The following is a 12,194-nucleotide window of genomic DNA, read 5'->3' as shown; positions in this document are numbered from 1 at the left end:
CAAGCGCATCGCTGACGTGACAGCCCCTACGAACCGCGCCAGTTTAGATTTCTCTCCCCGCGCCGGCGAAGGCCGCCGGGGGGCCTCCCAATCTCCAGCGGCAACGCGCAGCCACACCGCGCCAGTTCGTCGCGGAACAGATTTCGCGGGGAAGTTGTCGGACAGACGGTGCGGCGATGAGTGATCCGGGCGTCAAGGTGTCGGTCCGGTTGTCGTCGGCGCTGGTCGACCGCCTCGATGCGCTGGCGGAGGCGCGTGGAGTGTCTCGGTCGGTGTGTTTGCAGGCGTTGGTGACCGATGCGGCGCTGCTGCCCGGCGAGGAGGTTCCGGGGACGCGTGAGTTGTTGCAGATCACGGCGGAGCGTGCTCGGGCGGGGAACATGGCGGCGGTTCGGATGTTGTTGGAGCGCGAGGGGCGCCGGTCCTCGGAGGATCTCGAGTTCGAGCGGGAGTTCGGTGCGCGTCTTGACGGCTGACGGACAGCGCCGGCTGGCGGTGCTGGCCCGCCAGATCCCGGGCGCGCGCCACCATGATCTTCGTCGCGTCGCTGCTGTCGTCATGGGCCTCGACGAGCACGACGAGCTTCGCAGCCTTCTTATTGCGGGTGCTTACAGCGAGCCGGCAGAACGCGCGGCGGCATGGCAAGAGATCTGCCAGGCACTGGCCGCCGAGGGTGAGTCCGGTAGGGCGATCGACTGCCTTGACTTGCTGGTCACCGTCGGAGGTGTCCTAGAGGCCGCGGACAACGAGGGCGCACTATGACCGCGCGACCGCCAGACCGCCGTTGCGACGAGCGAGTCGCGGACCGCTGCGAACCGACAGAGAAGGGCAGCGGCCCGCGACCGTTGGCGAGCGCCCTATGCAACTCGCTCACGGTCGGAGGCGTGTTGCCCATTGGCAACACCCCGACCACGAGACCGTCCCGAGGGTTCGCTCGCGTCGGACGCTACCTGGGGCCGCTGACAGAGCGCCCGTCCGCGCTGGCCTTCGCAGGTCCGCCGGCCCCTCGCGGGGCCGACGGCGCCAGCGAGCCTCTGTCTGCCGCTCTCGCGGGATATGGGCGAGAGCCCAGAGAACCGATCAGAAGCGAGGCAGATGTCACGACACGGCCCTCGCTTCCTGACCGCAACATCGCCGTATCCGAGGGCCGCCAAGCCGCTCGTGCGGATCTGCCGTTTCTGTGCGGACAACACCTGGAACGTGCGTCTGCTCCGCAGCCGCCGCGTGGCGGGCTACGGATGCCGCATGGAGAAGCGTCTGAGACGGTGAATCGATGGACCGCCGACTCGTCTGCACCACATGCGGCACCAAGTGGATCACCAACAAGGCCGTCGAGGACTCCCGTCCATGCATGCGTTGCAACGGTGAGCTCGTGCCCTTCGTCGGTCCTGCGCCCCGCCCAGGCTGGACAGTCCCCCAGCAATGACCCTGGCGGCCGAGACGCGACGCTGCGAAGCTGGCCGGCCGTAGCGCACGACCTCGGCGCTATTGAAAGCCCAGTGCCGAAGGCGTACGGTCGCGCCACAACTAAATCGGCCCCGCGACGCCTAGACGCCCGGGGCCATGGCCCACAGGAGCTGTAACTCCATGGACACCGCTGACCCTAACTGGGACGACGACGACTACGCGTCGCCGTTCGCGCGAGACATCGAGGCATGGGAGCGCCTGGCCCGTGCTGCCGATGAGAGTCTCGCGACCGACGTGAGCTTCGACGTGTCCGCGGCGCTGGTCCGCGTCGAGCGGCCCGTCCGCCACGCCGCTGGCCTTCCGCCGAGGGACCGAATGGAGGTCGGCTGATGGCCGCCGTGGGGCATACGGTGGGGGTGCCTCGGCTCGCGCCGCTCGAAGCTAACGCGGCAGAGGCGTCCCGGGCGGTCAGTGCCCGGGACGCTCCCTTCGCCGAAGCCGCCGACGATCGGGGGCGCGGCGACTCCGCCGGGCAATCTAATGAACTCATCAGGACGAGCACTGATGCTGGGGGCCCTTGGCGAAACGCTCACGGGCTCGGATTAGCGGCCGGTGAGCCGGTCAGGACGGCGCTCAAGCACGGCCCATTGGCCGTCGGCGCCACGGATGATCGGATGGCCGTGTTCGCAGTTCCAGCGCTGGACGCGCTCGGACCCGTCAAAGCCGGGCTGCCAAGCCTCATCGTCGGGGTAGGGCCGAACGCGCGCCGTGCAGCCGGCGACGGGGCAAGGGTCGGTCAACACGCCACGAATCCTAAGAAACGGCTGACCACCAGGGAACTCAACCACGGAGGAAATGCCTGATGGCCGCCGGGATCGAGGTCCGCCACCGCGCGGGCTGCAAGGTCAAGACGAACGGTTCGGGGTGCACGTGCACCCCGGCCTACCGGGCCGTCGTCTTCGATAAGGCCACCGGCCGTAAGACGACCAAGAGCTTCTCAACCCAGGCCGCGGCCCGGAACTGGCGGCGCGACGCCTACCGCGCCCTGAGCCTCGGCGACCGGGCCGTCGTGGTCGAGCGAGTCACGTTGGCCGAGGCGTGCGTGCGATGGCTTCAGGAGGCCCGAGCAGGCATCGTCACGACACGCGGCGGCGACCGGTACAAGCCCGCCGCGATCACCTCGTACGAACGCGCTCTGAGGCTGCGCGTGCTCGACGACCTCGGCGACAAGCCGTTCCACGCCATCCGCCGGCTCGACCTCCAAGACCTCATCGACCGCCTTACTGTCGCCGGGCACGCTCCATCGACCATCCGAGGCACGATCGCCGCGCTCCAAGCCGTCTACGCACGAGCGCTCCAGCGCAGCGAGATCGAAGTCCTCCCCACCGCCGGGCTCAAAATGGCCGCCATCCGCGGCCGACGCGAGCGCGTCGCCCACCCCGTCGAGATCACGACACTGCTCAACGCCGCGCCCGCCCGACACCGAGCCTTCTGGGCGACCGCCTTCTACACCGGCCTGCGCCGCGGCGAACTGCTCGCGCTGCGCTGGAACGCGATCGACCTCCAGGCCGGCACGATCGACGTTCTCGCGTCGTGGGACCCGCACGAGGGCCTCCAAGAGACCAAGAATCGCCACAGCCGACGTGTTCCCCTTCCCCCCAGCTCCGCGAGCACCTCGCAGCTCACAGACTCAGCCAGCCACCCGGCACCCCTCTCGTCTTCGCTCGCCCCGACGGCCTCGAGCCATGGACGCCACCGCGCATCCAAGAGGCCAGCGACCACGCGTGGAAGGCCGCCAAGCTCACGCGCGTCGCGCCGCACGACTGCAGGCACACATATGCCTCGCTGATGATCGCCGCGGGCGTCAACGCCAAGGCCCTCTGCGATTACATGGGCCACAGTTCCATCACGATCACGTACGACCGATACGGCCACCTCATGCCCGGAAACGAGACCGAGGCTGCCGAGCTGCTCGAGCGATACCTCACACGCGCCGCCGTGTCGTGACGGCGACCGCGTTCGAGGGCCTCCTTCCATGGAAAGCAGAAGCGCGGTGGCCGCGTCGCTGCTTTCGTCCAAAGTAAAAGCGGGCGGCAGCCGTTCTAGCTCCGGAGCGACGGGCCATTCGGCCGCTGTCTTAGGCTGGCGCGTCCTTTCCTCGGCCCCGCGCGACCCTCCATGTAAGCCTGCGATCTGAAACATAGTGCGCACATGACACCCACGTCTGTTCTGGAACTGTTTCGGCTCGATGGCAAGGTGGCGATCGTGACCGGGGCTTCGTCCGGCCTCGGCGTGGCGATCGCCGTCGGGCTAGCCGAGGCCGGCGCCGACCTCGTGCTGACCGCACGCCGATTGGAGGGCCTGCGGCAGACGCAGGCCCACGTCGAGCGTCTCGGTCGGCGGGCAGTCGTCGTGCAGACCGACGTAGGCGACCCCGCAGCATGCGCCAGCGCGGCGCAGGCCGCCGTAGATCGCTTTGGGACCATCGACATCTTGATCAACAACGCTGGCATCGCAACCGCGGTGCCAGCTCTGCGGGAGGCTGAGGACGACTTTCGCCGCGTCTTGGAAGTCAACCTGTTCGGCGCCTACTGGATGGCCCAAGAAGCCGCGCGGGTCATGAGTCCCGGCGCATCGATCATCAACATCTCAAGCGTCCTAAGCCTCATCACGGCCACTCAGCCGGTCGCGGCCTACACGGCAAGCAAGGCAGCCATCAACGGCCTGACCCGCGATCTAGCCCAGCAGTGGACCGGGCGACGAGGCATTCGGGTCAACGCCATTGCGCCCGGCTACTTCGTCTCGGACATGACCGACCAACTTCGCGATGACTACCTGAACTCGCTCCTGTCGCGCATACCAAGCGGGCGCATGGGCGACGCGCGGGAGCTTGCGGCCGTGGTCGTCTGGCTCGCCTCGCCCGCGGCCGGCTACATGACCGGCCAGGTCGTAGTGGTCGACGGAGGCTTCTCGATCGCCTAGCAGCCTTACCCCTCGTCTATTCGCGACGACAGGGACACACCCCCCGGCTGCCTCACGGTCGGAGGCCCAGGAGCTTCACCAGCCCCAGGTGGCGAGCCGTCGCGAGCAGTCCGGGCACGCCCAGACGAGGCCGTCGCGGTGCTGGACGATCTCCCATCCGGGGTTGAGCGGGTCCATCGCCAGCAGCCGATCGCACAGGCCACAGAGCCGGCTCGTGGGACCGAGGTCCTGCGGTCTGTCGCTTTCGTACTTCCCCATTCGCTTCCCCACGGGCCATCAGAGCCAGTAACCACGCGGGCTAGTTCAGAACAGCGCCTCCTGCACCGCCGCCGGCGGGGCGGGTGCCGCTCGCGGCCGCGGACCGCGGAACGGGTCGGCCGGCGACGCACGCGCGGCGCGGTCGACGGGCCAGGCGTCGGCGGGGTCTCGCCGGAACGGCGCCATGGGCCGGGTGCGGGCGGCGGACAGCAGGCGGCTGAGACGGTCGCGCTCGGCCCTGGGCAGGTAAGCGCCCCGGGCGTAGAGCGCTTGGTAGTACTCCACGAGGTCGGGCCGCCGGGCGGCCAGCCACTCCATGAACACGCCACGCACCTCGCCGCGCAGGTGCAGCCCGATCCCGCCGATGCTCGTCGCCCCGGCGTCGGCCGCGGCCTCGAGGATGGCCTGCACCTGGCGCGGGTCGTCGTTGATGCCCGGCATGAGCGGCGCGACGAGGATCCCGGTGGGGATGCCGGCCCGGTTGAGCTCGGCGACGGCCTCCATCCGCGCGCGCGGGTGGGGCGTGTGCGGCTCGGTCGCGCGCCAGGCCTTCTCCTCCATCGTCGGGATGCTGAGGTTGGCGCTGATGTCGGTCACCGCGGCGAGCTCGCGCAGGAGGGGCAGGTCGCGCAGCAGCAGCGGCGACTTCGTCAGCACGGAGCACGGGTTGCGAGCATCGCGCAGCGCCTCCCAGATCCCGGGCATGAGCTGGTAACGCCCCTCGACCCACTGGTAGGGGTCGGTGTTCGTCCCCATCGCGACGTGCTCGCCCTTCCACGACGGTCGCCGCAGCTCCGCGCGCAGGACCTCGGGCGCGTTGACCTTGACGACGATCTCGCGCTCGAAGTCGCGCCCGGCGTCGAAGTCGAGGTAGGTGTGGGTCGGGCGGGCGAAGCAGTTGTGCGAGACGACGCCGCCGGCGATGAAGTCCCCCGTGCCGGTCGTGATGTCGCACAGGCGCATCGCACCGGGCAGCGGCTCGATCGACACGACCCGCAGGTCCGCGTCGGTCGTGACCGCCATGCCCGCGAGACTGCGCTTGCGGGTGATCGCCGGGTCGGTGAGCGCGAAGAACCGCAGGTGCTGGACGAGCCCGCCGCGGACCCGCACCGTGCGGCACCCGCTGGAGCCGGCCGGCCCCATCACCGCGCCGAACCCGAAGCGCCGGAGCGCCAGCAGCGTGGTGTCGAGCATGGCCGGATCCGCGTTGGCGATGCGCAGGACGCCACCGCTCCAGGACCCTTCGGCGTCGAAGACCCCGGCCAGGAAGCCCTTGTGCCATGCGGCGCTGGGCGTCCTCGGCCACGCGATCGGCTCGCGCACGCGCTCGGCTCCGGCGGGTGCCCCGGTGCGGATCTGCCGCGTCGGCCGTCCCGGGGACGCGAACGCGGCGCGATGGGCGCTCACGCGATCCCCCGCGAGGTAGCGCTCGGCCCGCTCGAGCGCCTCCCCGTCGGCCAGGCCGGGCCGGAACCGGGGGAGCACCGGCATTCGGCCGCGGTAGGTGTATGTGTACGTGGCGAGGGAGCCGTGGCCGCGCACCATCCCGCAGAGGTAGCCGCGGCGGTAGTCCTCGTCCTTGAGCGGACCCTCCGGCAGGGCGCCGTACCCCATCAGCGAGACGCCCGGGGTGAGGTGCGGCCGCCGATCCGTGCCCGCCGTCGCCCCGGTCACGTGCTTCCAGCCGCGGTCGGTGAGGAACCGGTGGTCGCCGCTGGCCACGAGCTCCGTCCCGTCGGCGAGCGTGAGCCGGAGCGCCGGCTTCACCGTCGACCACCGGTCCAGCACGACCGTGCGCACGAACCGCCGGTCGGACCCCTGCACCCGGGTGCCGACGATCTCGTCCCCGCGCCGCAGGTGGCCGATGGCCCGGTTCGTCCCGTCGGCCATCAGCACCGGCGTGTCGGGATGGACGCAGTAGACGCAGGCATGGCTGCAGCCCCGATACGGGTTGATCGTCCAGCGGAACGGCATCCGCGACGCCTCGGGCACGCGGTTGAGCGCGCTCTTGGCCCGCACTTCGTAGAACCGCATGTCGAGCGCCTCCGGCGCGTCGAAGCGCCGAACGACCGCGCCGTCGCGGTACCCCGGCAGCCGCGTCCCCTCGTCGGCCTCGATCTTCAGGTTGTCCCAGCGCACGAACACATGTTCGCATGCGAGGACGACGGACCGCGCCGGTGGTCAGCCCGCGGCCGCGCGCGCCAGCAGCGACATCTCGCCGGTCAGCGTCTGGGACGTCGCGCCCGTGATCTGCACCGGCACGAGGTCGCCGGGGTCGGCCAGCCCGGCGAAGTTGACGACCTTGTTGTGGCCCGTGCGGCCGCGCAGGCGCGAGGGGTCGGTGCGTGACGTGCCCTCCACGAGCACGTCCAGCGTGCGGCCCACGAACCGCCGGGCCTGCTCGGCGGCGCGGCGCTGGACGACCTCCACGAGCCGGTCCATGCGCGCCACGCAGACCTCGTGGGGCACGAAGTCCTCGGCGAACGCCGCGGCCTCGGTCCCGCGGCGCGGCGAGTAGATGAAGGTGAACGCCCCGTCGAAGCCGACCTCCTCGCAGACCTCCAGGGTCTCCTCGAAGTCGGCCTCGGTCTCCCCCGGGAAGCCGACGATGACGTCGGTGGTCAGCGCGATGTCGGGGTTGTGCTCGCGGATGAGCGCGACGCGGTCCAGGAAGCGCTCGCGGTCGTAGGTGCGACGCATGGCCTTCAGGATCCGTGAGGAGCCCGACTGCAGCGGCAGGTGCATGTGCGGGCAGACGGAGGCCAGCCGCGCGTGGGCGACGACCACGTCCTCCTTCATGTCCTGCGGGTGCGGGCTCGTGTAGCGGATGCGGTCCAGGCCGTCGATGGCGTCCAGCTCGGCCAGCAGCCGGGCGAACGACGCCGCTGGGCCGCCGTCCCTCACGTGGCGTCCGTAGGCGTTGACGTTCTGGCCCAGCAGCGTGACCTCGCGCACGCCCTCGGCGACCTGGGCCCTGACCTCGGCCACCAGCTCGTCCAGCGGGCGATCGACCTCGCGCCCGCGTGTCGACGGCACGATGCAGTACGAGCACTTCATGTTGCAGCCGACCGAGATCTGCACCCAGGCCTGGAACGCGCGCCCGCGCTTGGCCGGCAGGTGGCCGGTGAAGCCCTCGAACTCGAAGAAGCCCTGCGCGGTGAGCGAGTCGCTCGTCAGGAACTCGGCCAGTTTGTGGACCTGGCCCGGGCCGAAGGCGACGTCGACGAACGGGAACTGGCGGAAGACGTCGTCCTTGACCGACTGCGCCCAGCAGCCGCCGACCCCGATGACGACCTCCGGGTCGCGGCGCTTGTGCGCCGCGGCCTGGCGGAGGTGCGCGACGAAGCGGCTGTCGGCCTTCTCCCGGATCGAGCACGTGTTGAACAGGATGAGCCCGGCGCGCTCGACGGCGTCGGTCTCCGTGTAGCCCAAGGACTCGAGCATGCCCTTCATGCGCTCGGAGTCGTGCTCGTTCATCTGGCACCCGAAGGTGGTGACGTGGTAGCTCCTCATCGGCGCCCACAGGGTAGAGGGCGGTCACTTCGCATAATCGACCGCCCTCGACTCCCGGATCACGGTGACCTTGATCTGGCCCGGGTACTCGAGCTCGCGCTCGATGTCCCGCGCGACGGTGTGCGAGAGCGCGACGGCCGCGTCGTCGGTGATCGTGCCGGGCTCGACGATCACGCGGATCTCGCGGCCGGCCTGCATGGCGTACACCTTCTCCACGCCGTCGTGGCGGGAGGCGAGCTTCTCGAGGTCGCGCAGGCGCTTGACATACTGCTCCAGGGATTCGCCGCGTGCCCCGGGCCGGGCACCCGACAGCGCGTCGGCGGCCTGCACGATGACGGCCTCGACGGTCTGGGGCTCGACCTCGTTGTGGTGGGCCTCCATGGCGTGGGCGACGGCCTCGGCCTCGCCGTGGCGGCGGGCCAGGTCGCCTCCGACCAGCGCGTGCGGCCCCTCGATCTCGTGCGAGACGGCCTTGCCGATGTCGTGCAGCAGCGCCGCGCGGCGCGCGGTCTTCGTGCTCGCTCCGAGCTCGGAGGCCATGAGGGCTGCCAGGTGCGCGCACTCGATCGAGTGCGCCAGGACGTTCTGGCCGTAGCTCGTGCGGAACTTCAGGCGGCCGAGGATCCTGACCAGCTCGGGGTCCAGCCCCTGCACGCCGGCCTGGAGGATCGCCTCCTCCCCCGCCTCGACCATGCGGGACTCCAGCTCGGACTTGGCCTGGTAGTAGGTCTCCTCGATGCGCGCCGGGTGGATGCGGCCGTCCTGGAGGAGCTTCTCCAGGGTCGTGCGCGCGATCTCGCGCCGGACGCCGTCGAACGCGCTGAGCACCACGGCGTTCGGGGTGTCGTCGATGATGAAGTCGACGCCGGTCAGGTTCTCCAGCGCCCGGATGTTGCGGCCCTCGCGGCCGATGATGCGACCCTTCATGTCGTCGCTGGGCAGCTGGACGACCGACACCGTCGTCTCGGCCGCGTGCGACGCCGCCAGGCGCTGCATCGCCACGCTGAGGATTGAGCGCACGCGCCGCTCGGCGTCGCGCTTGGTCTCCTCCTCGACCTGGCGCAGCACGCGCGCGGACTCGTGGCGGGCCTCGTCCTCGACGTCCTTGAGCAGCGCCTGCTTGGCCTGCCCGGCGCTGAGGCCGGCGATGCGCTCCAGCGCCTCCTCGCGGTCGGCCCGCAGCTGCTCGAGCTCGGCCTCGCGCGCCCGCAGGTGCTGGTCGCGGCGCTCGAGGTCGGCCTCCCGGCGGTCCAGCAGCGCGCTGCGCCGCTCGAGCTGGGCCTCCAGGGCGTGCGAGCGCTCGGTGCTGCGCTCGAGCTCGGCGGCCCGGCGGTGCAGCTCGGGGTCCTCGGTGAGCGTGGCCACGGGCTCCGGCGGCGCCACGGGGCCGGAGCCGGCGACCGCCGGCACCGGCCGCGCGCGTCCGTAGACGACGGCGGCCACCACGATGGCGATGCCGATGAGGGCCGCGCCGATCAGGGTTTCCATTGGGTGTCCTCTCCCCAGCGGCCGATGGAAGCGACGCGCTGGTCTCCGGTACTGCGGTCGGGGGAGCGAAGGACCGGTCCACCGGGAGGGTGGGCGGGGTCGGGCGGCGGGCCGGCTCGGCCCGTCTCAGGCGGGCGCTAGAGCGTCGTGCTCAGGTCCGGGAAGCCGCCACGCGGGGCGTCCCGGACGGTCGTGGAAGGCGTCTGCACTGATGCTGGCGGTGTCAAGAAGCGCGGGTGGTCGATCTGGGTTCGGTCGCCCCGGAGGGCCGGTGATTCGCTGGCGGGATCGTAGTACCGGCGCCCTCGGGCGTGCAATCCGCCCGGCGCGGTGGTCTAGACCGCGCCCGGCCGCGTGAGCCGGAACAGGACGTGCGGCAGGCCGCCATGCACGATGTCGCGCTCATGGGCCATGCCCAGGCGGCGCATGACGGCCTGCGAGCGCGTGTTGGCGGGCGTCGTGAACGCCACGACGTCGTCGAGCTCGAGCACCTCGAACGCGACGCGGACCGCCTCGCGCGCCAGCTCCGGCGCGTAGCCCCGGCCCCAGAGATCGCCGTCCAGGAACCAGAGCAGCTCGACCTCCGGGCGGCCGTCGACGCGGGTGTGCTGCAGCCCGGTCCAGCCCACGGGCTCGGAGCCCACGAGCACGGTCCACGGCCCGAAGCCCCACCGCTCCCAGTGGGCGATGAACGCGGCGAGCGTCTCGCGGGCGCCGTCGGCCGTGCGGCGGTCGGCCGGCCATGCCTCCTCGTCGATGCGCGGGTCGGTGAAGACCCGCACGTAGGCCCGCGCGTCGCCCTCCTCCGGCCGCCGGCCCACGAGCCGGGCGGTGGCCACGCGGTCGACGCCCAGGCCCCCGGGCACCTACGGCCGCCCGTAGGCGCGGATCGCGTCATAGGCGATCTCGAGCTCGTAGCCCTTGCGCACGAGGAACCCGAGCGCCCGGTCGCGGTCGCGATCGGTCTCGGGGACCACGCGGAAGCGGCGCTTGAGCACGGTCAGCGCCGCCTCGAGCTCGCCGCCGTCGGTACGGGACCCGAGCGCCGCGGCCACGTGCTCTGGGGCGACGCCGGCGCCCAGGAGCTTGCGCTCGATGCGCTCGTTGCCCCAGACGTCCAGCGTGCGCCGGTCCTCCGTGAAGCGCTGCGCGAACCGGGCGTCATCGAGGTAGCCCAGCTCCGACAACTCCGCGACGGCCCGGTCGATCGTGTCCGGCTCGACGCGCTTGGCCTCGAGGTGGCGCCGCACCTCGGCCACCGTGCGGTCACGGAAGCCGAGGTAGCGGTAGGACAGGTCGAGCGCGTGCTGGAGGCGGGCCTCCGGATCGATCGCGCGCTCGGCCGTGGTCACGCCGGGACGGCGGCCGTCCGCTCGGCGCGGATCTCGCCCGTGGCGGGATCGACGCCCTCGGGGACGGCGTCGCGGTCGATCTCGGCCACCAGGTCGCGGTCGATGCCGAGGGCCTCGTAGACCTTGTTCTCGATCTCGCGGGCGATCTCGGGGTGCTCGTCCAGGAACGCCTTGGCGTTGTTGCGGCCCTGGCCCAGGCGGTCGTCGCCGTAGGAGAAGAACGAGCCGGACTTGGCGACGATGTTGTGCTCGATGCCGAGGTCCAGGATGCAGCCCGAGCTCGAGATGCCCCGGCCGAACTCGATGTCGAACTCGGCCTGGCGGAACGGCGCCGCGACCTTGTTCTTGACGACCTTGACGCGGACGCGGTTGCCGACGGCCTCCGTGCCGTCCTTCAGCGTCTCGATGCGCCGGATGTCCAGGCGCTGCGACGAGTAGAACTTCAGCGCCCGGCCGCCCGGCTGGGTCTCGGGCGACCCGAACATCACGCCGACCTTCTCTCGGATCTGGTTCGTGAACAGGCAGAGGGTCTGCGCGCGGTTCAGGTTGCCGGCGAGCTTGCGCATCGCCTGGCTCATCATCCGCGCCTGCAGGCCGACGGTCTGGTCGCCCATCTGGCCCTCGAGCTCGGCGCGCGGCGTCAGGGCGGCCACGGAGTCGATCGCGACGAGGTCGACGGCGCCGGAGCGCACCAGCATGTCGGCGATCTCCAGGGCCTGCTCGCCGTAGTCGGGCTGGGACACCAGGAGGTCGTCGATGTTGACCCCGATCTGCTGGGCGTAGAGCGGGTCCATGGCGTGCTCGGCGTCGATGAACGCGCACACGCCGCCCAGGCGCTGGGCCTCGGCCAGGACGTGGTAGACGAGCGTCGTCTTGCCGGAGGACTCCGGGCCGAAGACCTCGACGATGCGCCCACGGGGCATCCCGCCGATGCCGAGGGCGAGGTCCAGCGAGAGCGCGCCGGTCGGGATCGCGTTGACCTTGACCTGGGCCCCGGGATCGCCCATGCGCATGACCGAGCCCTTGCCGAATTGGCGCTCGATCTGCGTCAGGGCGCCGTGGAGGGCGGTGTCTCGGGCCTTGATGGCCTTCTCGTCGGTGGCGGGCATAGCTCGGGTGCAACCTCTCTCTGCGCGGAAGTGGAGCCAGTGTGGGGGTCGGCTCGGACAGAAAGCGACCGTACGGACGTTCGCG

General features: G+C 71.1%; 11 protein-coding genes and 1 pseudogene. 6 read left to right on the top strand and 6 right to left on the bottom strand.

The window, feature by feature from the left end; genetic code table 11:
- Positions 1-176: 176 nt before the first annotated feature.
- The 6 genes and pseudogenes from FSW04_RS16190 (at position 177) to FSW04_RS16170 (ending at position 4,389) form a co-directional block, all read left to right on the top strand.
- Complete coding sequence (locus FSW04_RS16190; RefSeq protein ID WP_146921080.1) at positions 177-476, top strand: ribbon-helix-helix protein, CopG family; 300 nt, start codon at positions 177-179, stop codon at positions 474-476.
- Positions 457-762: a hypothetical protein gene (locus FSW04_RS16185; RefSeq protein WP_146921076.1), complete on the top strand. Its 306-nt coding sequence runs from the start codon at positions 457-459 to the stop codon at positions 760-762. Before FSW04_RS16190 ends, FSW04_RS16185 begins: the two co-directional genes overlap by 20 nt.
- 825 nt (positions 763-1,587) lie before the next feature.
- The gene (locus tag FSW04_RS16180) at positions 1,588-1,797 is read left to right on the top strand and encodes a hypothetical protein (RefSeq protein ID WP_146921074.1); all 210 of its coding nucleotides are present in this window, start codon (positions 1,588-1,590) and stop codon (positions 1,795-1,797) included.
- Positions 1,798-2,269: 472 nt separating this feature from the next.
- A pseudogene (locus FSW04_RS28180) lies at positions 2,270-3,064 on the top strand (tyrosine-type recombinase/integrase); the annotation flags it as partial.
- Positions 3,001-3,414 carry a tyrosine-type recombinase/integrase gene (locus tag FSW04_RS26170; protein ID WP_187368842.1) on the top strand — a complete coding sequence of 138 codons (414 nt, stop codon included), beginning with the start codon at positions 3,001-3,003 and terminating at the stop codon, positions 3,412-3,414. The pseudogene FSW04_RS28180 and the gene FSW04_RS26170, both read left to right, overlap by 64 nt.
- A 204-nt stretch (positions 3,415-3,618) precedes the next feature.
- Complete coding sequence (locus FSW04_RS16170; RefSeq protein WP_146921072.1) at positions 3,619-4,389, top strand: SDR family NAD(P)-dependent oxidoreductase; 771 nt, start codon at positions 3,619-3,621, stop codon at positions 4,387-4,389.
- A gap of 303 nt (positions 4,390-4,692) precedes the next feature.
- Here FSW04_RS16170 and FSW04_RS16165 read toward each other — a convergent pair whose 3' ends face one another.
- The 6 genes from FSW04_RS16165 to recA form a co-directional block, all read right to left on the bottom strand.
- Entirely contained in the window at positions 4,693-6,786 is a 2,094-nt protein-coding gene (locus FSW04_RS16165) for an intein-containing Rv2578c family radical SAM protein (RefSeq protein ID WP_187368841.1), read from the bottom strand.
- Positions 6,787-6,828: 42 nt separating this feature from the next.
- Positions 6,829-8,160, bottom strand: coding sequence for a tRNA (N6-isopentenyl adenosine(37)-C2)-methylthiotransferase MiaB (gene miaB, locus FSW04_RS16160; RefSeq protein WP_146921070.1), 1,332 nt, complete (start codon positions 8,158-8,160; stop codon positions 6,829-6,831).
- 24 nt (positions 8,161-8,184) lie between these two features.
- Positions 8,185-9,648 (bottom strand): ribonuclease Y, encoded by a 1,464-nt coding sequence (gene rny / locus FSW04_RS16155; RefSeq protein ID WP_146921065.1) that lies wholly within the window; start codon positions 9,646-9,648, stop codon positions 8,185-8,187.
- A gap of 335 nt (positions 9,649-9,983) precedes the next feature.
- Positions 9,984-10,514 (bottom strand): GNAT family N-acetyltransferase, encoded by a 531-nt coding sequence (locus FSW04_RS16150; protein WP_146921063.1) that lies wholly within the window; start codon positions 10,512-10,514, stop codon positions 9,984-9,986.
- Positions 10,515-11,000, bottom strand: a complete 486-nt coding sequence (locus FSW04_RS16145; protein ID WP_146921061.1) for a regulatory protein RecX — start codon at positions 10,998-11,000, stop codon at positions 10,515-10,517.
- On the bottom strand, positions 10,997-12,109 hold the full coding sequence (gene recA / locus FSW04_RS16140; RefSeq protein WP_146921059.1) for a recombinase RecA: 1,113 nt from the start codon (positions 12,107-12,109) through the stop codon (positions 10,997-10,999). The genes FSW04_RS16145 and recA overlap by 4 nt, the downstream gene beginning before the upstream one ends.
- Between the last annotated feature and the right edge of the window lie 85 nt (positions 12,110-12,194).

It is taken from the genome of Baekduia soli (assembly GCF_007970665.1).
GTDB classification, from domain to species: domain Bacteria; phylum Actinomycetota; class Thermoleophilia; order Solirubrobacterales; family Solirubrobacteraceae; genus Baekduia; species Baekduia soli.
The sequence above is the reverse complement of the archived record's forward strand: the minus strand, read 5'-3'. Positions and strand labels throughout refer to the sequence as shown.